General features: G+C 64.9%; 10 protein-coding genes. 2 read left to right on the forward strand and 8 right to left on the reverse strand.

Annotation, left to right across the window (positions count from 1 at the left end):
• Positions 1-3 precede the first annotated feature (3 nt).
• Positions 4-837 carry a DegV family protein gene (locus B8W69_RS20150; protein ID WP_085291543.1) on the forward strand — a complete coding sequence of 278 codons (834 nt, stop codon included), beginning with the start codon at positions 4-6 and terminating at the stop codon, positions 835-837.
• Here B8W69_RS20150 and B8W69_RS20155 read toward each other — a convergent pair.
• The 8 genes from B8W69_RS20155 to B8W69_RS20190 form a co-directional block, all read right to left on the reverse strand.
• Positions 834-3737 carry an MMPL/RND family transporter gene (locus B8W69_RS20155; protein ID WP_085291544.1) on the reverse strand — a complete coding sequence of 968 codons (2904 nt, stop codon included), beginning with the start codon at positions 3735-3737 and terminating at the stop codon, positions 834-836. The genes B8W69_RS20150 and B8W69_RS20155 overlap by 4 nt on opposite strands.
• Positions 3734-4201, reverse strand: a complete 468-nt coding sequence (locus B8W69_RS20160; RefSeq protein ID WP_181447447.1) for an MmpS family transport accessory protein — start codon at positions 4199-4201, stop codon at positions 3734-3736. Before B8W69_RS20160 ends, B8W69_RS20155 begins: the two co-directional genes overlap by 4 nt.
• A gap of 141 nt (positions 4202-4342) precedes the next feature.
• Positions 4343-5401 carry an NAD(P)H-dependent amine dehydrogenase family protein gene (locus B8W69_RS20165; protein ID WP_085291545.1) on the reverse strand — a complete coding sequence of 353 codons (1059 nt, stop codon included), beginning with the start codon at positions 5399-5401 and terminating at the stop codon, positions 4343-4345.
• A 67-nt stretch (positions 5402-5468) separates the two neighbouring features.
• The gene (locus tag B8W69_RS20170) at positions 5469-6119 is read right to left on the reverse strand and encodes a GAP family protein (protein WP_085291546.1); all 651 of its coding nucleotides are present in this window, start codon (positions 6117-6119) and stop codon (positions 5469-5471) included.
• Positions 6120-6150: 31 nt separating this feature from the next.
• Complete coding sequence (locus tag B8W69_RS20175; RefSeq protein WP_085291547.1) at positions 6151-7890, reverse strand: AMP-binding protein; 1740 nt, start codon at positions 7888-7890, stop codon at positions 6151-6153.
• 46 nt (positions 7891-7936) lie between these two features.
• The gene (gene pe, locus B8W69_RS20180) at positions 7937-9064 is read right to left on the reverse strand and encodes an acyltransferase PE (RefSeq protein ID WP_085291548.1); all 1128 of its coding nucleotides are present in this window, start codon (positions 9062-9064) and stop codon (positions 7937-7939) included.
• Positions 9065-9117: 53 nt separating this feature from the next.
• Positions 9118-12156, reverse strand: coding sequence for an MMPL/RND family transporter (locus tag B8W69_RS20185; RefSeq protein ID WP_085291594.1), 3039 nt, complete (start codon positions 12154-12156; stop codon positions 9118-9120).
• A gap of 105 nt (positions 12157-12261) precedes the next feature.
• The gene (locus tag B8W69_RS20190) at positions 12262-13683 is read right to left on the reverse strand and encodes a condensation domain-containing protein (RefSeq protein WP_085291595.1); all 1422 of its coding nucleotides are present in this window, start codon (positions 13681-13683) and stop codon (positions 12262-12264) included.
• Positions 13684-14599: 916 nt separating this feature from the next.
• Here B8W69_RS20190 and B8W69_RS20195 point away from each other — a divergent pair.
• Complete coding sequence (locus B8W69_RS20195) at positions 14600-25681, forward strand: type I polyketide synthase (RefSeq protein WP_085291596.1); 11082 nt, start codon at positions 14600-14602, stop codon at positions 25679-25681.
• Position 25682: the final 1 nt, after the last annotated feature.

The following is a 25682-nucleotide window of genomic DNA, read 5'->3' on the forward strand; positions in this document are numbered from 1 at the left end:
GCCATGACCGTCGTGGTGGTGACCGACTCGTCGGCACGTCTGCCCGCCGACCTGCTCGAAAAGTGGGGGATACGAGTCGTTCCGCTGCACATCCTGCTCGACGGCGACGATCTGCGCGACGGTGTCGACGACGTCCCCGGCGACATCTACAAACTCGCGGCCACCACCGCCGCGGCCACTCCGGCAGAACTGGCCGACGTGTACCAGCAGGCGCTGACCGACAGCGGCGCCGACGGTGTTGTGGCCGTGCATATTTCGTCGGGGCTGTCGGGCACCTGTCGGGCCGCCGAACGCACCGCCGCCGACCTCGACCCGGGTGTGCGCATCGTCGACTCCAAGTCGGCCGCTATGGGCACCGGCTTCGTCGCGCTGGCCGCCGCGCGGGCCGCGGCCGACGGTAAAGACGTCGACGCCGTCGCGGAGGCCGCGCGCGCGGCCGTGGACCGCGGACATGCCTTCATCGTGGTGCACCGGCTGGACAACCTGCGCCGCAGCGGGCGCATCGGCGGGGCGAAGGCGTGGCTGGGTACCGCGCTGGCACTCAAGCCGCTGTTGCGCATCGATGACGGGAAACTTGTTCTGGCGCAACGGGTCCGCACGGTCAGTCATGCGACCGAGGTGATGATCGACCGGGTCTGTCAGGTCGTCGGCAACGACGCCGCCGCCCTGGCGGTGCACCACGTCAACAACCCGGACGGTGCCCGTGAGGTGGCCTCGGCGCTGGGCGAGCGGCTGCCGGCGTGCGAGCCGGCGATCGTCACCGAGCTGGGACCGGTGCTCGCGCTGCACGTCGGCGCGGGCGCGGTCGCGGTGAGCGTGGCGCTCCCGTCGGATTAGGTGGCGCTTACCGGCCGTCGCGCGTTGTCACCGCGCGGGTGCACCACTTGCGGCCACCAGAACCACCGCCCGAGCAGGGTGGCGATCGAGGGCATCAGCAACGTGCGCACGATCAGCGTGTCGAGCAGCAGACCGATGCACACGGTCGACCCGAACTGACCGAGCACGCGCAGATCGCTGCCCAGCATGGATGCCATGGTGAAGGCGAACACCAGACCCGCGGCCGTCACCACGCCACCGGTGCCGGCCATCGACCGGATGATCCCCGTCTTGAGCCCGCCGTGGATCTCTTCGCGGAACCGGGAGACCAGTAGCAGGTTGTAGTCGGACCCGACGGCCAACAGGATGATGACCGACAGCGCCATCACGATCCAGTGGATCCTGATGCCGAACAGATCCTGCCAAATCAACACGGACAGACCGAAAGACGCCGCGATCGAGCTGGCCGCCGTGCCGACGATCACCAGCGCGGCCACCACGCTTCGGGTCAGCAGCAGCATGATCATGAAGATCAGCGTGAGGGCCGACACCACCGCGATCATCAGGTCGTACTTCTCGCCGTCGGCCATGTCCTTGAAGGTCGCGGCGGTCCCGCCGAGATACACCCGGGCATCCGACAGCGAGGACTGCTTCAACCCCTCCTGCGCGGCGGTGCGTTCGGCGTCGACGCGCGCGATGCCCTCCGGCGACATCGGATCGCCCTGGTGGGTGATGAAGAACCGCGCCGACTTACCGTCCGGCGACAGGAACATGCGAAGACCCGTCTGAAAGTCGGGGTTGTCAAAGGCTTCCGGCGGGAGATAGAAGAAGTCGTCGTTCTTGGAGTTGTCGAAGCTTTGCCCCATCACGATGGCGGTGTTGCTCATCGCCTCCATCTGATTGATCATCGCTTTGAACGTCTGGTAGAGCGTCAGCGTGATGCCCCTGGTCGTCTTCAGTGTGGTGATCAGCGGCGGAAACAGCGCATTGAGGTCGTGGGTGGCGTTGGCGGTGTGCTGAATGTCAGCGGTGAGGTAGTGGAACTGTTCGGCGAGTTGGTCGAACCCGTCGAACGTATCGAAGAGGGACCGCAGCCCGATGCACACCGGAATGTCGTAGCAGTGCTTCTCCCAGTACATGTAGGAGCGTATCGGCCGGAAGGTGTCGTCGAAATCCGCGATGTGGTCGCGCAGGGTGTCGGTGATCTGCGAGGTGACCGCCGTGGTCTTCGCGCTGTCGTCGGCGGCGTTGGCCAGATCTAGCGACACCTCGTACTGGCGTTGAGTGGTCTCGATCTGGGTCTGCAGGTCGTCCGCCATCCTCAAAATATCGGCGATGCGCTCCTTGAGGAAGCTCATGTTCTGCATTGTCGTCTGGCTTTGGACGCTGTTCTGGAACGGAATCGAGCTGTGCTGAATCGGGATCCCCAGCGGGCGCGTGATGTCCTGGACCATGGCGATGCCGAGCGTGCGCATCTCGTTCTTGGCCACCCGGTCCAACACCAGCATGTCGGCCGGGTTGCGCATGTCATGGTCGGACTCGACCATCAGCAGGTCGGGGTTCATCCGTGCTTCGGAGAAATGCCGATTCGCGGCCTCTTGCCCTTGATTGGAGGGCGCTGACAACGGCAGGTAATGGCGGTCGTTGTAGCTCGTGTGGAAGCTCGGCAGGGCGATCATGCCGACCAGCACGACCGCGGCGCTGACGGCCAAAACCGGTGCGGGCCAACGCACTACGGCGGTACCCACGCGGCGCCAGAGCCGACCACGCCTGGCCTGCTTCTCGAAGAGGTGGAATCGGCTGCCGATGAACACGACCGCGGGGCCCAGCGTGATTCCGGCCAGCACCACGACCAGCATGCCGATCGCCACGGGCGCGCCCATGGTGTTGAACCACGGCAGCCGCGAAAAGCTCAGGCAGTAGGTCGCTCCCGCGATCGTCAGGCCCGATCCCAAGACGACGGGGGCGACGCCCTTGAACGTGGTGTAGTACGCGGTTTCTCGATCCTCGCCGGCGGCCAACGCCTCCTGATAGCGGCCGACCAGGAAGATGCCGTAGTCCGTTCCCGCGGCGATCGCCAGCATGGTCAGGATGTTGGCGGCGAAGGTGGTGAGTCCAAACGCGTTGTGGTATGCGAGAACCGCGACGACTCCGCGCGAACAGGCCAGCGCGACAAACGTCATGAACAGCTGCACGAGCGTCGTGACGATGGAGCGGTAGACCAGCAGCAACATGATCGCGATGGCACCCAGGGTGAACAGCGTGATCTTGGCCAGGCTGGCGTTACCGATGATATGCATGTCATCGGACAGTGCTGCGGGACCGGTGACGTAGGCCTTCACGCCGGGTGGCGCCTTGTTCTCGCCGATCACCTTGCGAACGGCGTCCACGGATTCGTTGGCCTGCGTCGTGCCCTGGTTACCGGCGAGGTTCACCTGAACATAGGCGGCCTTCGCGTCGGCGCTCTGAGCGCCCGCGGCGGTGAGCCGGTCGCCCCAGAAGTCCTGGATGTGCTGAATGTGCTTGGGGTCCTGGCGGAGTTGCCGAATCAGCTTGTCGTAGTACTGATGCGCGTCCGGGCCGAGCGGGTGCTGACCCTCCAGCACGATCATGACGGTGCTGTTGGAGTCGAACTCCCGGAAGTTGTGGCCCAGGCGCATCATCGCTTTCATCGACGGTGCGTCCAGCGGTGTCATCGGCGCCGAGTGCGCCTCGCCGACCTTTTCCAGCGTGGGAACGATGACGTTCACCAACACGGTGACGGCCACCCAGCCCAAAATGATCGGTATCGCGAAGATGCGGATCGCATGGGGAAGGTAGGGCCGGTGGCCCCGCTCGGCCTTGGACAGGCGCCCCGTTGTGATCGGGCCGGTGTCGGCGGCGCTCAGGTCGCGCTCGGTCTTGTTGCTCGTGTCGCTCATGCGGACTTCACCAGGCAGAAGGTCTGGGCGTTATGGCCGTTGGAGTTCTGGTTGTCGCGGACGACGCCGTCCACGGTGATCTTGCAGCTGATCGTGCTGCCGTCGCTCTGGGCCATGATGTTGGCGCTGACCGAGGGCAGCGTGGTCGAGATCGTGGTCGTCCAGGGCAGTGGGGCGTTGTTGACCTGGTGCGTGTTCGCGTTTTCGTCCCAGTAGTTGATGTTCGCGGTCGTACCCGGGTTGCCGGAGATTTCGTAGACGACGACCTTCGGGTTGAACTGCACGATTTCGATCCCCTTGCCGGCGTTTGCGTTCAGATCTTCTGAGCCGAAGATCCGGTGCAGCCGCGACACGATGAGTGCCGACAGCGCCAAAACGACCACCAGCACCAGCGGAATCCACGCTCGTCTCAGCACGCGGCTGAGAAGGCCGGGGCGGGTACCCGAGTCTGGACTAGCCACCACCTGGACCGCCTTCCGCAAAGCTCACCAACCCGTCGCCGACGACACCACTGTCAACGGAACATTTGCTCAGTTAGGGATACTAACCTTAGTGCACGCAAGCGTTCCTCCCGGGGCCGCCACTTGTGGCCAACGGCATTCCCGCTAGTAGGCCAGCCGACCGGTGACCGGCGGCAAATCCGCCAGCGTCACGATTCCGGGCTCGGCGGCCACCACCGCCGGGACGGCATTGGTAACCGGCATCGCGGTGTAGATCATCCCCAGCCCCATGAATCCGGGCTCTGTCCAGTCCTTGGGCGGCAGGCAGTGCAACACGGTCCGCATGTTGGGCAGTCCGAACACCTGAATGACGTGCCCGTGCTCCAGCGGCTTGGGCGGGACGACGTGACTGCCCATGGTCCAGTTGAACCCGACGCTGACGACGTTGCGATCACCGACCCAGCCGCGGTGGTAGCCGTAGACGCTGCCGACCGTTCCGGCGGGAATTTTCATGAAGCCCAGATCGGAGTCGTCGGTGGCCGCGGTGAAGGTGACGTCGAAGGTCATCTTGTCCAGCTTCGCCCCGATCGCGTCGGCCATCATTGCGGCCGATTCGGCGAAGACCTCGCTTTCCCGCCGGACGTTCTCGGCCAGGCCGGGGGTGTCGGGATCTTGCGAAAACCCCATGGCCGTCTGGGTTTCCGCCGATTCGTAGGTCGAGCAGTCCACCGACTCGGTGATCCGGATCTCGTCGACGCGCTCGCACGAGGCCGACAGCACCATGCCCACCATGTTCGTCATGCCCGGGTGGGCGCCGCTGCCGAAGATCGTCGAATTGCCCTTCTGACAGGCGTCCTCGATGCGCTTGCGGTCCTGCGGTGTCTGCTTGCCGCCGGTGATCCACGCCGCGCTGGTGCACACGTTGACTCCCGATTCCAGCAGCCGCACCAACTCATCGACGTTGGGCCACACAGGGTTATAGCAACAAGCGTCGGCGCCCAGAGCCAACAGCGCGTCGATGTCGTTCGTCGCCTGCACCCCGGTGGGCTCGGGCCAGCCCGCCAGGTCGGCGGCGTCGACGCCCACCTTGTCCGCGCCGTGCGCATATACCCCGGCCAGCTCGAGGTCGGGCCGCCCGATGATGGCGTGCAGCGAACGACGACCGATGTTGCCGGTCGTCCACTGGATCACCCGCAGCGGACGGGATGGACTGGTCGTTTTCATGCGGGCTCCTTTGCCGTGCGATCGACTCATTATGTTCGACCCGGCCCACGTGCGCGCGAGCCAGGAGTCAAAGCCCGGCCGTTCCGGCCGCGAGGAACAAACAACCGGCCGCGGCAAGCAAAAGCGCGACTTCGCGGCGCCGGCGCGATCGAATCCAGTTGTGCAACGCTTTCATCGACGAGGCGGTCGCCTCGGGTGCCAGTAGATAGGCCAGCAGCGGAAGCTCCACGAGCGCGAACGCCACGATGTTGAACATCAACAGGACTGCGACCTGCGTCATGGCCGCCGCGCCGGAGGCCAATATGACCGCCAGCGCGGCAAGGTAATCGACCGACGGCAATGCGATGCTGAGACCGGCGATTCCCGCGACCGGCAGCGAATGCCCCCTCAGAAATCGGTGGCCCGGCATCGCCAACCTTGCCGGGCGCGAGCCCATTCGTCCGGGGATGTCCACGGCCACTGCCACCGCGACCACCAGCGCCAGCAACCCGATCAGGATCTGAATCCTCGGCACTGTGAAGTAGCTGGACCCCATCAGTCCGCGGCGAAGCAGGAACAGGACCACCAGGCCCACCGTCATTCCCATCGCGAAACCGCCAGATAAGAATGCGAGCAATTGCAGCACCGGTCTGGGCCTGTTCAGCATGAGCACCGTCATACCGATGCGGAATGGTTCGACACTGACGGCAACGGCCATCACCAGGACAGTGATCAACATTGATACGGCTGCATGCCCGCCACTGGCCGGTTCAGGCGTCCAGCCGGACGAACTGCTTCTGTTGGTACTGCTCGATACAGGCGGCGCGGCGGATCTTGCCGCTCGTCGTGGTGGGGATGGATCCGGGTGGCACCAGGACGAGGTCCCCGACGTTCAAGCCGTGCGCATTGGCTATCGCGGAGGTGACATCGCGTTTGACGCGGGTGAAGCGGTGCATCGCCTCTTCGTTGGAGTCGCCTCGCTCTTTGACCTCGATGATGGTGACCAACTTCTCGGTACTGTTCAGCGGAACCGATATCGCCGCGACCCGGCCGCGGGTGATCTCTTGGATCGTCGCCTCGATGTCCTCGGGATAATGGTTACGCCCCTGGATGATCAGCAGATCCTTGATGCGGCCGACAATGAACAGCTCGCCGTCGAAGCTGAAGCCTTGGTCTCCGGTTCTCAGCCAGGGCCCTTCGGGCGTGCCCGGCGACGGGTCGACGAGTGTTGCGCCGAAGCAACGCTGCTCCTCCGGAGGTTTGCGCCAGTAGCCGTCGGCCACGTTGTCGCCATGCAGCCAGATCTCGCCGATCGAGCCCTGCGGGCACTCTCGGTACGTGTCGCAGTCGACGATCCGCAGCGTCGGTGAGTGCGGCACTTTGTATTTGACCAGCGCGGTGCCCGTCCCGGCCGCACATTGCTGAGCGCGGCCGGCGGACAGCTCCCCGACATCGAAATGAACCGCGCCCGATGCATCGCTCCAGGTGCCGGCCGCCGCGAAGACGGTTCCCTCCGCCAAACCATATGACGGACGCACCATATGGTCGTGAAAGTTGAAGTGCGCAAACCTGTCGACGAAACGCTGCAACGTGGCGGGCTCGACGCGTTCGGCACCGCTGATGATGCCCAGCACGCCGGACAGATCGAGCCCGGCCAGGTCGTTGTCGGTGGTTTTGCGGGCGGCCAAGTCAAAGGCGAAATTCGGCGCCGCCGACCAGGCATGAGGACTGCCGGCCAACGATCGCATCCATCTGGCCGGCCTTTCCAGAAACGAGATCGGACTGCTCAGCTCGCCGCGATAGCCGCCCAGGATCGGGGCGCAGACCCCCAGCACCAAACCCATGTCGTGGTAAAAGGGCAACCACGAGACGATCGTGAGATCTGGTGGGGCTTTGACCTTAGAGTCCGCGAAGAAGCCACGCATCAACTGCTCGAAATTCACCCGGAGGTTGCGGTGCGAGATCATGACGCCGGTTGGCTGCCGTGTTGAGCCTGAGCTGTACTGCAAATACGCCGTGCTGGGCACATCGGCCGTCCGAACGCTTGTTCCGCCATCGACGTTGAGGTTCAGCGAATCGATTTCGACGATCTTGGGAGCCGCGTCCAGGCGTGCTTTATCGACGTATTCGGTGATGTCTTCCGCGACGGCGGACGTTGTGAGAACAACCGAGGGCGACGTGTCGGCGAGGACCCCGCTCACCCGCTCATGACTCGAGCCTCGATGCGGCAATGGAAGCGGCACTGCGATGAGACCAGCCTGCATGGATCCCAAGAAGGCCACGATGTAGTCGAGGCTCTGGGGAGCCAGGATCACCGCCCTGTCTCCGACGGACCCGTGCAGGTGAAGTTCGCGTGCCAAGTTCAGTGTCCGGCGCGACAACTGCGACCACGTCAGACTCTCGGGAACACCCGCCCAGTCGTCGTCGTAATTGGTGAACGTGAACGCTATGTCGTTGGGCCGCAAGCTGGCACGGCCATGCAGCATCGAGAGAATAGAAGACTGGGACATAGGCGTCACATCACGTCCGTACTGATAGTCGATTTGCGGCTCGGGTTCAGTGGTCGGCTTCGCCTGCGCTGTGCGACAACACGGACATCGCACCGCTGAGGATCTGCGAGAACGGGTCAGCGCCGCCGCCGAATGTCGCCTGGTTGGCCGGCGCCGTGACGGCCGCTGGGTCGAAGCCGTGCACGGGGTCCACCTGCACGGGAGCGGTCGCCGGGTCGTCGTTTCGTGAATAGCCCGCGTTCACCCGGGGAGTCAGGATCGCGTCGAGTTTGTTCAGCGTGTCCTCCGGGATCCCGATGTAGGCCAGCGGCATGACCAGCGGAAGGTGCTTTTCGGGGACCATGATCGTGGTGATTTTGGCGCCCCGGGAGTTAACCGTGGTTCTGATGTTCTGCGGCGGCACCATGCTCGGGTTCGTGAAGGCCACCGCGGTGTGACCCGTGGCGAGACCCAGCAGCGTGTTGGCGAGAGCGAACAAGTTGTCCGGCCGGTCAGGGAAGTCCGCAATCGAGTCGTACGCTGCCACGAACTTGTCGGTGTCGTACTGGCTCTCGTACGGCGGTGGCATGCGGTAGTCGAGCGCTGGAACAACGCTGCCGACCGGGAACATGGCGCTCAGGAAACTCTGGCCGAAGGCGTGCTGCCCGATCGGGTCGCCGAATGTTGCGAAGTTCAGCGTCTCGGGTGGGGGAGCGGTCGGATCATTGGCCAGTCGGGCCTGCTCGCCGTCGACAACGAACCCGCCCTCGGACAAGCCGATCGCCGTGCCGGGGCGACCGGTGGTGCGGATCGCCGCGTCGAGGTTGTTGATGCCCTCGTCGACAGACTCGCCCACGCTGGGGCCGTCGATCCCCAGGCCCGGGAAGGATTCATCGATCTTGCCGATCCCCGGGAAGAGTCGCTCCAAGACATGCCCCTGCACCTGACCAGCGGGGTAGCGAACGATTTGGCGCTGCTGGCCCGGGAACCACTCCGCGCCCTCCATACGGATGTACTGGTCGTAGGGGATGCCCAGCACATGAGCGCCGCCAAGGGCGTAGGCGGTCTGGTCGCCCGGCGCCCCGGGGGTGGGCGGGCCGCCGATCGGCGTGTCGGCCTTTGCAGTACCGATGCCGAAATGCCCTGCGCCACTTACAGTTAACAGCGCCGCAACTCCTGCGAGTAGTTTCTTCATCCCTACTCCTGACCCTTCGGCTTCTCTAGTCTCACATACATCATGGGTGCGTGCTAACTGGGCTCTGGTTCGGCGCGTCCGACCGCCGCTTGCGACGGCGGCCGCCGCCGCAAGGATCGCCCTACGCTCATTCGTGACGGCCACCAGTTCGCCCGCCCCGCCAGCGCAGCGATGGCGGGAACCGTGATGGTGCGCACCAAGAAGGTATCCAGCAGAATTCCCACGCCGATCACGAAACCGCCTTGAATCACGGTGCCGATGCTGGAGAACAGGAGACCGCACATCGACGCGGCGAAGATCAGACCCGCCGCAGTGATCACGCCGCCTGTCGAACTCAGGGTGCGGATGATGCCGTAACGCATGCTGTGCGGAGACTCGTCACGCATTCGCGAGACAAGCAGCATGTTGTAGTCGGCTCCCACCGCGACCAGCACCACGAATGCCAGCGGCGGCACGCTCCAATGCAAGTGCTGACCGAGTAGGAATTGAAACCCCAGACCGCCGATCCCCACCGCCGATAGATACGAAATAACCACGGTGGCAACCAGATACAGCGGCGCGACGATCGCGCGTAGCAGCGCGATCAACGTCAGCAGCACGACGAGCAGGGTTACCGCGATGATAAACCGGATGTCGTGTTGGTAATAGTCCCGCGTGTCCTTCAGGCCTGCGGTGTACCCCGCCATCGATACGGTGGCGTCCGCCAACGCGGTATTGGGTTGGGCTCCCCGGGCGGTCGCGGTGATGGCATTGACCTGATCCATGGCTTCGGTGCTGAAGGGATTGAGTTTGGTTTGGACCAAGTACCGCACCGAGCGGCCGTCTTGTGAAATGAACACCTTGGCCGCCTGCTGGAACTCCGGTAGGTGCAGAAGCTGGGACGGGATATTGAACCCCGCCATTGCCGGACGCGCCGCGTCACGTTTCAGCGACAGCAAAAACGCGGCTGACTCGCTGAGCCCCGCGCCCAGCTGCTTGACCTTGTCGATGAGTTGAGCCACCGCGTCGGCCACCTGCCGGCTCCCACCGGCGAGCTGGTCTGCGCCACTTTGCAGGGTGTTGAGGTTGGCCTGCAGGCCGCCGGGTTTGTCCATCCCCATGGAATGCAGCACGTCGCTGAGCTTCGCGAACGCGCTGCGCAGGCGGTCTGTCGACGCTTTCAGGGCCCGCTTGTCCGGGTACTCCTGCAGTTGGTGGGACAAGTCATTGATGGCGTCGAGGTCTGCTTGATCGCGCGCGCCCACCAGCTGCTCGAACGTCCCGCGGGTGGCGCTACACGACGAGTCGGCATCGCAGACCGGGTTGCCTTGCAGCGCCGTCAAGACCGGGCCTATCCACGCGAACATGTTCTTGGCGGCCGAGAAGTTCCAACCCATCGCATTGCTGAGCGAGTTGACGTGGTCGACGAGTCGGGCTGCGATGTCGACCTCTTCGACCAGCGCGTTGCCGCTGTACTGGTTCTTCGTCGATGAGAAGGCAGTCTCCAGTTCGCGCACGCTCGCAGCGAGCTGGTTGACCTGGCCGCGGACATCGCCAAGGTTGTCGGCCAGCGTGCCGGCCCCTTCGGTCAGGCGGTTGAGGTCATTGGTCTGGTCGTTGATCATCCTGGACCCGCCGGCCAGCAGGCTGCCGATTGCGCCTGCCTGATAGGTGGCTCTGAATTGTTCCGGCACATTCCCGGTGGGGCGGGTGATGCCGCTGACGGCACCGACATTCGGCAGTTGGCTGACGCGATCCGCCATCTGTTCCAAGTCCGCAAGGGCCTGCGGCGTGCGAAGGTCATGCGGCGACTGGACCAGGATGTATTCCGGAATGGATTGATTCACGGGGAAATGGCGATCCAGCGCCGCGTATCCGATGGAGCTCGGAGCAGACGCCCGCAGGGCCTTGCGGTCGTCGTAGTTGTAGCGCACCAAGCCCGCGCAGCTGGCCAAGATGATCAGCACAAGCACGCTGGCAACCAGATGTGCCCTCGGCCGGCGCACAATGCGTATCCCGGAACGCCGCCAGAACCGCGCGGTCAGTTCACGCCGGGGCTTGATCCAACCGCGTGGTCCGGCGAGCACCATGATTGCCGGCAACAGCGTCACTGCGGCCAGGAATGCGACGCCGATCCCGATTGCCGAGGAGATCCCGACCGTTTTGAACACGCCCATCCGGGCGAAGCTGATGAGGAGAAAGGTGATTCCCACGGTGCTGGCGGACGCAGTGATCACCTTCCCGATCGAGATCAGCGCCTTCTTCATCGCCTGATCGAAATCGTCTCCCGACCGCAGATAGTCGTGATAGCGACTGATGAGAAAGACGGCGTAATCGGTCCCGGCGCCAGCCATGATCGCGCTCAGGAACACGATGGACTGGTTAGAGACCCCCGAGCCGGTGAATTGCGAGTAGCCCGCCACCGCCGCCTCCGCGATCATCAGGGACAACCCGATAGTGATCAACGGCAGCAGCATTGTGACCGCGCTGCGGTAAACGAATATCAGGACGATGAGCACCAGAATGGCGATCGCCAGCTCGATCGGGAGCCGATCCCGATCGCCCGCGACGGTGAGGTCGGCGACGGTCGCCGCGGGGCCGGTGAGGTTCACCGCCAGGGGCGTTCCGGTCGGATTGTTCTCCAGCGTTCGTTTGACGATGTCGCTGATCCGGTTGAAGGCAGCGTAAGACTGCGGGGTGCCCAGCTCGCCCGCAACGCCGACCGGGAACACCCAAGCCTTGTGGTCCTTGCTGGTCACGACCGAACGCAGGGGCGGCGCGCTGACGAAATCCTGCAACATCACGACATCTCGCGTGTCCTGGCGCAGCGCGGTCACCAATTTGCGGTAAGTGGCTTCGTCGGCGGGGCCGAGGCCCTTCTCATCGGTCAGGGCCACCAGTAGGAGGTCGTCGGAGCCCGACTCGTGGAACGCCTCGGTCATCTTTCGGGCGGTGATACTGGACGGCGCATTGCTCGGCAAGATAGCGAGCGGATGCTTTTGGGCCATCTCGTTGAGGGATGGGAATGTCAGTGGCAGGGCGACCGCTAAAGCGGCCCAGGCCCCTATAACGACCCAGGGCCACCGCACCACAAAAGCGGCTATTCGTCGCATATCGGCCTCATCCCGGCCGCCGCAGTTGTTTGCGTTCTGCGGCGGCACCCGCCGACGCTGTGGTCAAACCGCGCAATTTCCCGCGAGTCATCGAACTACTCCACGCTACCCAACGCGTCCCCAATGCCCGGTGTCGGCGACCCGCCCGCACACGGACCGCATCGCTTCCAAATAGCGGGCAACCGATTTCTGAGCGATCGGATCATCGGGGAACATCATCGCCATTGCCGTGCCTTCCCCGTACCGAAATAGGTAGATGGTCAGCTGGTACGAATACCGGCCGTCCGAGTAGATTCCTATGTTGTTCGCATAGCCGAGGTCAGCTGCCGCGAGCACGGCATTTAGGGGAGCGGCGCCACCATGGAAAAAGTTCGATACCGGAAAGTTTGGCTGCGGCCACTTCAGCCACGGCGCTAATTCCAATACGCGGTAATACGGCACCTTCGCCAGGTGCTGACCTGAATCGAAAGAAGTCTGCGCCGCCCAGGCGGCCTCGGCGAAAGTGGCTGCGGCTATCGGCACGGCGATCGGGACCAAGCCGGTAAACCAACCCTGCGTCATGAAATTATCTGTAGTCCTGCGTGTATCCCTCGGAGTTAGGCCGTAATACGTTGGCGCACCGGTGAATTCGTGCTCGACCTGGGCGATGCACGCGAACAGGCCACCGATGAAACGCGCGCCGACCGCGGTGCAAGCCGATTCGAATCGCTCCGTCTGTTCTGCGTCCATCAGGAGTTCGGAGACCATGTCGCTGGCAGTCGCCCCCGACGGGTTGCCCAATGGCAGCGGAAATTCAGGAAAACTGCCATTGTTGTTCTCGGCGAAGTCAATCCACGTGCGTACCTCAGGCGAATCCACGGTTAACGTCGACGTGTACCGACGCTCCCCCGCGCAGAAATCGTCAAAGCTGCCGGCATCGGGAAGCTCGAGGGGTTCACCGCCTGCGCTCGCCGCCGCATACATTCCGTTGGCCTCGAGCATCGTTGTGCCGATCAGCGTCGCGTCCCCGTGGACATGATCCATAGCGGCAAAGAAAGTAAAGTGATCATCGCTCTGGACAATCCCGAAGGTGAAGCAGCCCCACTCCAGCGGATTCGGTATCGCCACCACATGAGCGCGCATTTCGTCACCTGTCATTTCGCCGTGATCGATCGGGGCGAATTCAATATCAGCGGGGTCGCTGATGGTGTGCCTGATGAACTCTCCGTCGCCGGTGTGGTCGAACCAACTGCGGAACGTGTCATGCCGGCGCAGGTATGCGTTGACGGCATGGTTCATGGCGGAAATATCGCATTGGCCGGGTACGTCACAGGTCGCGATGATTTGCCGGGAAAAGTCGAGCCCCGCGGACGTTCGCTCGTGAAAATTACGAAGATGCTGGCCCTGCATGTAGCTGACCGGTACCGAACTGGCCGGCGCCTGTTGCGCCTTCTCGGCGGCCGCGGCCGTCGGGTGCCAGGAGATGACCGACCCAGGGGCCGGGGTCCAATCACCGAGCGAGCCGATCGTAATTTTCCCGATGCGCAATCTAGTCTCCTCGGTCTCGACGGCCGCGGTTCGGCCCTGCCGGTCGCGGCACCAAGATAACCCTGTCCGGAGTGACCGAAGCGAGGTGCGCGGATGCGCGTGCGACAACCCACCGACACGGCAGGCGGTGGTCAGGATGGAACGGCCCCGCGCCGGACGCAGGCCGGCGCCGACAGTTGACGATACTCGCGCGATCACCTGACGATACTTGTGCAACACGCCGCAGAGAAGCGCCATACTCGTTTGACTGTTATACGCGTGCACAATCGGACCGCCATGCGTACATTGATTGACGGACCTGATTGTTTCGCCGCCGCACGCCTTTGTCGGCCGGTCAGCGACGGCTGAGCCGGCGGGAGCATTTGATCTTGCTAGGAGTGTCGAGATGGGCCGTGCGTTGCAATGTCGGATCAAGGCCCGTTGAGAGCAGGCAAGTCATCGCATGCCCTGATGTATCTGGACTGGTGGACCACGTTGCGGGACATGAGATCCCGCGTGACTGTGGGAGTCGATCGCGTGCGATGGGGCGATCGACGTGCATGCAGGTCGAGGAGGTGCCTTGTCGCTGCCGCAGCGGCAGGGTCCGCCCGCCCATTCTGCCGGGTGTATTGTCGTCGCCTATACCTGAAGCCTTCCTGCGGTCGATGATTTGCGGGAAGCGCGAATTTGAGTGCGGCGCTTGAAGATATCTGCGGCACGGCGGGTCGGGGTACTCTCCGAACACGGGCTGGTTTGGTGGTGAAGTGATTTGAGCTGACGACGGTTGCTGGAGGCAGTGCACCAGCAAACTTCCGCACGCTGTCTGCTCCGGGGTGTGCAGTGAGCGGCCCAAGATCTGGTACGGACACCACGGCCGTGGCGCTGAAAGGTGCACGGCGACGGAATCCTCGCGAGCCGAAACGGAGAGGACAACCACATGTCAACCGCCGAAGGTCTCATCGAGCCCGCATCCGGTTTTGCGATCGTCGGATACGCGGCGCGCTTTCCCGGCGCCTCGGACACCGACGAATTCTGGCAGCTGCTGCGGGATGGTCGGGATGCGATATCGGAGGTGCCCCAGGACCGTTGGGACGCCGATGAATTCTTCGACCCGGATCCCGATGCGCCCGGGAAGGTTGTGACCCGTCGGGCGGGTTTCGTCGATGACGTAACGGGTTTCGACGCGCCGTTTTTCGGCATGTCGGCGCGCGAGGTCAGGTTGATGGACCCGCAGCATCGGATCTTGCTGGAGACGGCGTGGCGGGCGGTGGAACATTCGGGCACCGCGCCAACGGCGTTGGCGAACACCAACACTGGTGTGTTCGTCGGGATGTCCACCCATGACTACCTTGGAATGGCTTCCGACGAGCTGACTTACGCCGAGATCGAGGCCTACATGGCGATCGGGACGTCGTCTGCCGCGGCAGCGGGCCGGATCAGCTATCGGTTGGGACTGCAGGGTCCGGCGGTCGCCGTCGACACGGCCTGCAGCTCGTCGTTGGTGGCGATCCATCAGGCATGCCAAGCGCTGCGCTTGGGGGAATGCGACCTTGCGCTGGCCGGCGGCGCAAATGTCCTGCTCACCCCCGCGACCATGATCACCTTCTCCCACGCGCACATGCTCGCGCCCGACGGCCGGTGCAAAACTTTCGATGCCGCCGCGGATGGCTACGTGCGTGGCGAAGGTTGTGGCGTCATTGTCGTGAAGCGGCTTGAAGACGCGATCCGTGACGGTGACCGGATTCGGGCCGTGATCCGGGGCAGCGCAATCAACCAGGACGGCGCATCGGGCGGTTTGACCGTGCCGAACGGCATTGCCCAGCAACGCGTTATCGCCGAGGCGCTGCAGCGCGCCGGCATCGCACCCGGGGACGTCGGATACCTGGAGGCACATGGGACCGGGACGTCGCTGGGTGATCCGATCGAGGCCCAGGCCGCGGGCGCGGTGCTCGGCGCCGGGCGCGAGGCAAGCCGGCCGCTGTTGATCGGCTCGGTGAAGACCAACATCGGGCACCTGGAAGCGGCCGCAGGGATCGCGGGCGTCATCAAGGTCATTCTCTCGCTCGAACACGGATTACTGCCGCAGCACCTACACTTTCGCAATCCGTCTCCACACATTCCGTGGGACCGCCTTCCGGTGCAGGTCGTCCAAGAAGCGACTGCCTGGGAACGGAACGGTCGGCCGCGTATCGCGGGAGTCAGTTCGTTCGGGTTCGCCGGGACCAACGCGCACGTCATCCTCGAGGAAGCGCCCGAGGAACTGGTTCAGATTGCTGCAACCCCGATTTCCGCCGACCCGGCCGAAGACCGACGGTTCAGCATCCTTCCGCTGTCGGCGCGGACACCCGCCGCGCTCGTGCAGATCGCCGATCGATACCGAAGTTGGTTGAGCGCGAACCCCGAAGCCACCCTTGCCGATTTGCGCTTTACCACCGGGGTGGGGCGAGCGCACTTGGAGCACCGGGCAGCGTTGGTGGTGAATTCGAGAGAATCTGCCAGTGAGTTGCTCGGCGCGCTCGCCGACGACCGCCCGGCACCCGGTTTGATTCGGGGTGTATCCGATGACACACCGAAGACTGCGTGGCTGTTCACCGGTCAAGGCAGCCAGTACGCCGGCATGGCCAGGGAGCTGTTCGACACCGAGCCGGTGTTCGCGGAGACACTGACCCGCTGCGCTGCAGTTGTTGCCGACGTTCTCGAAAAGCCTTTGCTGGAAGTAATTTTCGATGTGGATGGTCCAGACAGCGAAGAGACGTTGTGTCAGACCACCTTTGCCCAGCCCGCGTTGTTCGCGGTGGAGATGGGCCTGGCCCGCCTCTGGCAGTCGTGGGGCTTCGAACCCGACGTGGTGCTGGGCCACAGCGTCGGCCAGTATTCGGCGGCCTGCGTCGCGGGTGTGTTCAGCCTCGAGGACGGCGCGCTGCTGATGGCCGAGCGCGGCCGTCTTTTCGGCAGTTTGCCTGCGGGTGGTCGGATGGTCGCGGTGTTCACCACCGTCGAGCGCGTCGAGGCCCTGACTGACGAGCTCCCGAGCCTGTCGGTCGCCGCCTACAACGGCGCTAACACCGTATTGTCTGGGCCCGCGCAGGATCTCGAGCAGGCGGTGGCCAGGTTGACCGCCGACGGTGTCCGGTGTGACTGGCTGGACACCAGCCATGCGTTCCACTCGTCGCTGCTGGATCCGATCCTCGACGAGTTCGAGTCGTACGCGAACCGGTTCAATTTCAGCTCGCCACAACGGCTTCTGGTGTGCAACCGTACCGGTGCCGCGCTCGGCAGAAGCGTGAAATTAGACGGCTCCTATTGGCGTCGCCACGCCCGCCAACCAGTCGAATTCGCCAAGAGCGTACGGACTCTTGCCGACCTGAATTGCAAAGTGTTGTTGGAGGTGGGCCCGCAACCGGTTCTCACCGCCGCAGCCCTGCGCGCATGGCCTGACCCGGCCACTGCACCGCGGGCGATCGCGTCCATGCGTCGAAACACCGCCGACCATCGCCAGATCACCGAAGCCCTTGCCGATGCCTACGTTCTGGGCCACTTGCCCAAATTCGGTGCTGTGCGGCAGGAACCAGCGCGAAAGCTCGACCTGCCGACCTACCCGTTCCAGCATCGCCAGTACTGGTTCCGCGACAAGCGGGTCCGGCCCACTGCCCGCCAGACCGCCTTCTCGCGTACCGACGCCGTCCGCCTTCTCGAGGACGACCGGATCGCGGAGCTCGCAGCGCTACTCGATGGTGCGAGCGGTGATCAAAACACCCTAAATGTTCTGACAAAGCTTGCCGCGCAACACAATCAACAGCGTAAGGGCCAGTCCATCTCGGACGATCGTTACGAAATTCGCTGGGAGAAGTCCACGGCGCCGCTTTCCGACGCGGAAGCCGGCGAGGGATCCACCTGGCTTGTCGTCGGCGATGACGATGTCGTCCAGCCTTTGGTCGACACGCTCACCGCGCGCGGGCAGCAGTCTCGGATTCTGGCGTTGCCCGCGACCGACGCGGACGAGGAACGGCTCGAGATCGTATTGCGCGCTGCGGCGGCACACGATGCGCCGCTACGCATCGTGCATGCCGCGGCCCTGGATTCCGGCACCGCACCATCGATGCGGTCGCTGCTGCGGATGCAACACCGGGTACTGGCCGGAACGCGGCGACTCTTCCGTGCCGCGGCCGCCGCCGAACTGCGCCAACCCATTTGGATGGTCACCCGTGGCGCGCAACGAGTCGTCGACGCCGACACCGTATTCCCGGATCAGAGTTGCCTATGGGGATTCGGTCGCGCCGCCTCGCTGGAGCATCCGCAATTGTGGGGCGGGCTGGCGGACCTCGCTGAAGGTAATGACGACGAATGGTCGCGGTTGATCAAGGTGGCGGCGACATCGCGCGACTCGGCGGTCAGCGAAGACCAGATCGCGCTGCGTGGTCATGACGTCTATGTTCCCCGGCTGGTCCGGCGAATCGGGCAGCCTGCCGCAGCACCACTGACATTGCGTGGTGATGCAACGTATTTGGTGACCGGTGGCCTTGGTTCGGTCGGACTGGAAATCGCCGGGTACCTGGCAGCACACGGCGCCCGGCACCTGGTGCTGACCGGCCGGCGCTCGCCCAGCGAGACCGCCCAACAGCGCATCGATGCCCTGCGCGAACAGCACGGATGCGAGGTTCGGGTTGTCACCGCCGATGTGGCCGACGCCCACGACGTCGCGCGCCTGTTAGGCACGGTGCGGGCCGAACTGCCGCCGGTGGCAGGCATCGTCCATGCGGCGGGCGAGATCGGTACCACTCCGCTGCGCGCCCTGGACGACGCTGAGGTAGATCGAGTGTTCGCTGGGAAGGTCTGGGGGGCTTGGCATTTGAGCGAGGCAGCCGCCGACCTGCAGCTGGACTTCTTCCTCAGCACTTCTTCGATCGCTTCGGTGTGGGGCGGACTCGGCCAGACGGCCTACGGCGCGGCCAACGCCTTCCTCGACGGGTTGGCCTGGCGGCTGCGCGAGCAGGGCGTGGCTGGGATCAGCGTCAACTTCGGTCCCTGGTCGGCGGGTATGGCCGACGAGGAGGCCCGGGCGCGACTGGCTGAACGCGGGGTCCGGACATTGTCACCTGCCGATGCGCTGGCGGGCATGGCCGATGTCATCGCGGCTTCTGCTGCGCAGGGCGTTGCACAAGGGGTCGTGGCCCGGATCGACTGGTCCCGTTTCCTGCCGCTGTACCAGCAGGCTGGCAAGCGGTCGTTGCTGGCGGAGTTGGCGGGTGAAGTTCCCGATTTCGTCTCCGCGCCAACGGCATCCGGTAGGACGCAGCTGGTCGAGCAGCTCACTACCGCTCCGGTGCAGCAGCGCAAGAAACTCGTGACGGACTACCTGCGTGACGCAGTAGCGGAGGTGACCCGAGTCGATGCCGCGGAGATCCGCGCGGACGCCGGATTCTTCGATCTGGGCATGGATTCGCTGATGGCCGTCGAACTGCGGCGCCGCATGGAGCAAGGGGTGGGCAAGGAGTTGCCGGCGACCCTGGCGATGGACTACCCACGCCTGTCCGACGTGGCGGACTACCTGCTCGGCGACGTGCTCGGGCTCAGCCAGCAGGCATCCGCCGATCCGCGGCCGCGGCCGGCGTCGGTAGCGACGACGCGCACGGATGAGCCGATCGCGATCGTCGCAGTGGCGTGCCGCTTCCCCGGCGCACCCGATCCCGAAGCTTTCTGGGAAGTGTTGTCCGGCGGCGTCGATGCGATCCGGGAAGTCCCGGATGACCGATACGACATCGACGAGTTCTACGATCCGGATCCCGACACTCCGGGCAAGATCTACAGCCGCTTCGGTGGATTCCTCGACGGAATAGACGGTTTCGATCCGGAATTCTTCGGTATCTCCCCGCGCGAGGCTGTCTGGATCGATCCGCAGCAACGGCTGATGCTGGAAACTGCGTGGGAGGGCTTGGAACGAGCCGGGTATTCGCCGGGCGATTTGCGCGGCAGCCGAAGCGGGATCTTCGTGGGGGTCGGCTCCAACGAGTATTCGCATCTGCTGTCCGCCGACTCGGTCGAGAAGATCGAGCCCCACTTCATCACGGGCAACGCGCTCAATGCGATTTCGGGCCGGGTTGCCTTCGTGCTCGGGCTGGAAGGGCCGGCGGTGGCGGTCGACACCGCGTGCAGTTCGTCGTTGGTGGCCGTTCATCAGGCCTGCCAGGCATTGCACTCCGGTGACTGCGATCTGGCGTTGGCCGGTGGCGTGAACGTCTTGCTGAGTCCGGTGTCCACCATCGCCGCGTCGCGCGCCAGGATGTTGTCCCCCGTCGGGCGATGCAAGACCTTCGACGCCTCCGCGGACGGCTATGTGCGCAGCGAAGGCTGCGGGATCCTGGTGCTCAAAAGGATGAGCGATGCGGTGCGTGACGGCGACCGGGTTTGCGCGGTCATTCCGGGCAGCGCGATCAATCAAGACGGCGCTTCCAGTGGTTTGACGGTGCCCAACGGTGGTGCCCAGCAACGACTTATCTCCGCGGCGCTGGCTCGCGCCGGTCTCGCCGGCGGGGATGTCGACTACCTCGAGGCGCACGGAACGGGCACCGCGCTGGGTGATCCGATCGAGGTGCAGGCAGCCGGGGCCGCCTATGGGGCCACTCGTGAGGTGGACCGGCCGTTGCTGATCGGGTCGGTGAAGACCAACATCGGCCACCTCGAGTCGGCGTCAGGGATCGCCGGTCTGATCAAAGTCGTGTTATCGCTGCAGCACGAAGTGCTGCCGCAGAGCCTGCACTTCGAGACACCATCGCCACATATCCCGTGGGACTCGTTGCCGGTGCGGGTCGTGGACAAAGCGATCCCGTGGCAGGCCAACGGCAGACCGCGACGTGCCGGCATAAGTTCCTTCGGGTTCACCGGAACGAACGCACACGTGCTCATCGAGGAGGCGCCTCCGTCGTCGGCGACCGGCGACGAATACACCACAGGCGACCTCGCGGCGGCATCGGAGACGAACGCTCATGATGAGCCGGCCGACGTGCTGCCGCTGTCCGCGCGGTCACCGCAGGCCCTGGTGGCACTGGCGCGGCGCTACGAGGAATGGTTGAACACCCACCCGAAGGCCGACATCGCCGATGTGTGCTTCACGGCCGGGGCGGGGCGTTCGCATTTCGAACATCGGGCCGCGGTGGTCGTGGACTCGGTTCAGAGCGCACGCGAGGCGCTGGCCGACTTGGCCGAGAACCGGATGCGGCCGGGAGTGGTGCGCGCCGAGTGCACGGACCGGCCCACGACGGCATGGTTGTTCACCGGGCAGGGCAGCCAGTACCCGGGGATGGCGCGCGAATTGTTCTACGCCGAACCGGTTTTCGCGGATACTGTGACACGCTGCGCGGACGCGGTCAACGCGATGCTGCCGCGTCCATTGCTGGAGGTGATCTTCGCGACCGACCGGGAAACCGGAGGCGAAGCCGGAAAAACGCTGCGACACACCTCCTTTGCGCAGCCCGCGCTGTTCGCCGTCGAGATGGGCCTGGCCCGGCTGTGGCAGTCGCGTGGCGTCGAGCCCGACGTGGTGCTGGGACACAGCGTGGGCCAGTACGCGGCGGCGTGTGTGGCCGGGGTTTTCAGCCTCGAGGAGGGAGCACGGCTGATGGCCGAGCGGGGCCGGCTGTTCGGCAGCCTGCCCGATGGTGGGCGAATGGTAGCGGTGTTCGCCGACGCCAAATACGTCGAGGAGATCGCCAGCGACTTCCCCCGGGTGTCGGTCGCCGCCTACAACGGCCCCAACACGGTGCTGTCGGGTCCCGGCGCGGATCTGGAACAGATCGTCGCCCGCGGCGGCAGTGACGGGATCCGCTGCAGCTGGCTGGAAACCAGCCACGCCTTCCACTCCGAACTGCTGGAGCCGGTGCTCGGTGAATTCGAATCGTTCGCAGCGCGTTTGGATTTCGCTGTGCCGACGCTGCCGCTGGTCTGCAACCGCACCGGCGCCGTGCTCACCACCGAAACCCCACTGGACGCCCAATATTGGCGGCGGCATTCCCGCCAGCCGGTGCAGTTCGCCGAAAGCGTACGGACCGCGGCGGCGCTGGGGTGCTCGGTGTTGATGGAGATCGGTCCGCAACCGGTGCTGACCGGGGCCGCGGTGCAGGTCTGGCCGGAACATCTGACCGCGCCGCGCGCGATCGTCTCCCTGCGCAAGGGCGTCAGCGACCGGCGACAAATCGCCGAGGCGCTGGCCGCGGCGTACGTCAGCGGTCATCGGCCCGACTTCGCTGCGCCGCACCGTCCGCCTCGCCGCAGGCTCGAACTTCCCACCTATCCGTTCCAGCACCGGCGCTTCTGGCCCAAGGCCTCCGGCATCGCCGGCATCGATGGTCAGGGTGCTGCGGCATCCGGGTTGCTGGGCAGTGCAAAAGAGCTCGCCTCCGGCGACTGCGTCTACACCAGCCGGTTGTCGGTCAAGTCGCAGCCGTGGCTCGCCGATCACGTCATCTATGGCACTGTCGTCGTCCCGGGGGCAACGTACGCGGCGATGGCCCTGGCCGCCGTCGGGCCGCCGGGGCGGGTGCAAAACGTCTACTTCTATGAGCCGATCATCTTGCCCGAGAAGGCTTCTCGCGAAGTGCAGCTGAGCCTGCATCCGCTGGAGGAGGGCGAGGGCTGGAGCTTCCGGGTGGACAGCCGCCCTTACGGCGTCCCGGATGCCGAATGGTCGTTGAACGCCGACGGCACCATCGTCGCCGGTGTCGAAGACGAGCCTGCCACTGATCCGGCGGACTCCATCGACGCAGCGATCGAGCGGCTGGAGCGCAGTCGTCCCCAGCTGCTGTTCGAGAGCTTCGCCGAAAGCGAGCTGGAATGGGGGACCACCTGGTCGACGTCACTCAAATCGCTGTGGTTCGGCGAGGGTGAGGCGATCGGCGATGTCACCGTCGGCGAGGAACTCGCCGAGCACCTCGGAACCGAGCCGATGCATCCGGTGCTGCTCGATCTGTGCACCGGCGTCGTCTTCCCGGCGTTCCCGGCCCTGCTCGCGGCCGAACAGGGGATCAACGATCTCTTGCTGCCGTTGCGGTACGGGCAGGTCTCACTCCGGGAGAAGATGCCACGACGGTTCTATTGCCGCGGGAAGTGGCGTGCCAGCGCCCTCGACAGCGAAACCCAGGTCTTCGACATCGATTTCGTCGATCGGGATGGTCGCCACCTCGGCGGGATCCGCGAGTTCACGGTCAAGCGCGCACCCCGGGAGGCGCTGTTGCGTGGACTCGGCGGCGATGCCACCCGGCTGCTGTATACCCTCGGCTGGCACGAGGTGCCGCCTCAACTGCCGAGCGGTGGTGCCGAGGGCGCCGGAAACGCGAACGGCACCTGGCTGGTTGCCGGGTTGGACGAACTGGCGGCCGATTTGCCCGGCTGCGTCTCCGTTGACCGGAACACGGATCCGGAGTCGTTGGGGCAGCTGTTGGCACAGGCGCGAGAGCGCGACGTGCCGTTCGCCGGCATCGTCTGGCGCGCCTCCGGGCCGAGTGCAGAAGAATCGAGCGCTGATTCCGCGCGGCGACTGGAGACCGACATCGCCCATCTGCTCAGTGTGGTGCACACCTTGCAGACCGATGAGTCGGCCAAACTTCCCGATGGGCTGTGGATCATCACCGAACGGGCCGTGGCGACAGAATCCGGCGAAGCCGTCGATCCGGTGCAGGCGGCGCTGTGGGGCCTCGGGCGCACCATCATCAACGAGGAACCGGCCCTGCGTTGCAGGCTCGTCGATTGCGACGGCTCGCAACAGGCTGTGCAGTCGCTGGCCGGCCTTCTCAGGGGGACGCTCGACGAACCCGAACTCGCACTGCGGCAAGGAAAGTTGTTGGCCTCCCGGTTACTGCCATGGGCGCGCAGCGGTCATCTCGCGGTACCGCGTGGAACCGATTACGTGCTGGCTCCCACCGAACGGGGCGCGATCGACAACCTGCGTCTGATCGAGAAGGAAGCGCCGCCACCCGCCGAGGGCTGTGTGCAGGTCCGGGTTGAGGCCGGTGGTTTGAACTTCCGGGAGGTGCTCAATGTGCTCGGCCTCTACCCGGGCGATCCCGGCCCGCTCGGCGGCGACTTCGCCGGCACCGTCACACAGTTGGGTGATGGTGTCACCGGACTCGAGGTCGGCGAACGCGTCTATGGCTTCATGCAGGGTGCGTTCGCCAGCCGGTTCAATGTGCCGGTCCAGTTGCTGGCGCCGATACCCGACGGTCTGAGCGCGGTTGCGGCGGCCACCATTCCCGCCGCGGCGCTGACGGCCCGGCTCGCGTTCGACTGGGCGGAGCTGAAGCCCGGTGACCGGGTGCTCATTCACGCGGCGAGCGGTGGTGTCGGATTGGCCGCCATCCAGCTGGCCCAACAACACGGTGCGATCGTCTTCGCCACGGCCAGCACCTATAAACGTGCCACGCTGCGAAAGCTGGGTGTGGAGTATGTCTACGACTCGCGCACAACGGATTTCGCCGACCAGATCCTCGCCGACACCGGCGGCGCCGGCGTCGACGTGGTGCTCAACAGCCTGACCAACGAGGGGTTCATCGAGGCGACCGTACGGGCTACCGCCGAAAACGGCCGATTCGTCGAGATCGCCAAGCGAGACATCTGGACGCGCGAGCAGATGACGGCGGCCCGTCCCGATATCGCCTACGAGATCGTCGCGTTGGACTGGGCCTGCGTGCAACAACCCGAGCACATTCGTCGGCTGCTCATCGAGGTTTCGGACGGGTTGGCCACAGGCGAGTGGACGCCGCTGCCCGCCGAGATCTACCCGCTGTCCGAGGCGAAGACGGCATTTCGCCGCATGCAGCAAGCGCGGCATATCGGCAAGATCGTGCTGCAGATGCCGAGCCCAATGCAGCCGCGTGGCGATCGGAGCTATCTCATCACCGGTGGACTCGGTGCAATCGGCCTGCATATGGCGGCCTATCTGGCCCAGCTCGGGGCGGGCGACATCGTGCTGACCAGCCGCCGTGCGCCCGACGCGGACGCGCAACGGTCGATCGACGACATCATCGAGCGCTACCGGTGCCGCATCCACACCTTCGCGGCCGACGTCGGTGACGAGGCGCAAGTCGAAAAGCTGCTGGCGCGGATCCGCGCGGGGTTGCCTCCGCTCGCGGGAGTGGCGCACCTGGCGGGCGTGCTCGACGACGCGCTGCTGTCACAGCAAAGCCTGGAGCGTTTCCGGACGACATTGGCTCCCAAGGCGTTTGGTGCGTGCCATTTGGACCGGTTGACGAAGGACGACGATCTCGACTTCTTCATCGTGTCCTCCTCGGTGTCCAGCCTGCTGGGTTCCCCGGGCCAGGCCAACTACTCGACGGCCAATGCGTTGCTCGACGGGCTGGTCGCGCAACGAACGGCGCATGGCTTGACGGCAACCGGGGTCAACTTCGGTCCCTGGGCCCAGGGAGGTATGGCCTCCTCGGAGGCCGCGCGCGCGAATATCGGTGCGCAAGGGCTGATTCCGCTGGAACCGACGGCCGCCCTCAACGCACTCGCTGAGGTTGTCGCCAACGGAACCGGACAGGCAACCATCATCAAGGCCAACTGGCAACGTGCCGCGAAGCTGCTGGGCGCTTCTCGGCCACCGATTCTCGACCTCGTGTTACCGAGCGCCGTCGGGGAGGCTACCGGCGATAGCGAGTTGCTCCGCCAACTGCAGGAGATACCGGTGGCCCAGCGTGCCAGTTTCATCACCGAATTCCTGCAGCGCGAAGTGCAGGGATTCCTGCGCCTCGCGCAACCACCCGCCGCGACCAGTCGGTTCTTGGACCTGGGCACGGATTCCCTGATGGCCGTCGAACTGCGCAACCGGTTGCATAGCCAATTCGGCGGCGCGTTCACGATCAACGCGACCGCGGTATTCGACTATCCGACGATCGGCGGCCTCGCCTCGTATCTCGCGGATCAGCTGCCCGACGCGGAATCGGAGTCGGACTCGCAGTCCCACGAGGCGGAATCTGTTGCGGCGCCGGAGTCGAACCCGGAACCTGCCGCGGCGACCGGATCAAGTTGAT

The sequence above is a fragment of the Mycolicibacterium vulneris genome (assembly GCF_002104765.1).
Classification (GTDB): domain Bacteria; phylum Actinomycetota; class Actinomycetes; order Mycobacteriales; family Mycobacteriaceae; genus Mycobacterium; species Mycobacterium vulneris.

Excerpts from the sequence above, each read along its gene's own strand:
- B8W69_RS20165 (WP_085291545.1), bottom strand. The coding sequence starts at position 5,401 with ATGAAAACGACCAGTCCATCCCGTCCGCTGCGGGTGATCCAGTGGACG.
- pe (WP_085291548.1), bottom strand. The coding sequence starts at position 9,064 with ATGAAGAAACTACTCGCAGGAGTTGCGGCGCTGTTAACTGTAAGTGGC.
- B8W69_RS20185 (WP_085291594.1), bottom strand. The coding sequence starts at position 12,156 with ATGCGACGAATAGCCGCTTTTGTGGTGCGGTGGCCCTGGGTCGTTATA.
- B8W69_RS20170 (WP_085291546.1), bottom strand. The coding sequence starts at position 6,119 with ATGTTGATCACTGTCCTGGTGATGGCCGTTGCCGTCAGTGTCGAACCA.
- B8W69_RS20155 (WP_085291544.1), bottom strand. The coding sequence starts at position 3,737 with ATGAGCGACACGAGCAACAAGACCGAGCGCGACCTGAGCGCCGCCGAC.
- B8W69_RS20195 (WP_085291596.1), top strand. The coding sequence starts at position 14,600 with ATGTCAACCGCCGAAGGTCTCATCGAGCCCGCATCCGGTTTTGCGATC.
- B8W69_RS20175 (WP_085291547.1), bottom strand. The coding sequence starts at position 7,890 with ATGTCCCAGTCTTCTATTCTCTCGATGCTGCATGGCCGTGCCAGCTTG.
- B8W69_RS20150 (WP_085291543.1), top strand. The coding sequence starts at position 4 with ATGACCGTCGTGGTGGTGACCGACTCGTCGGCACGTCTGCCCGCCGAC.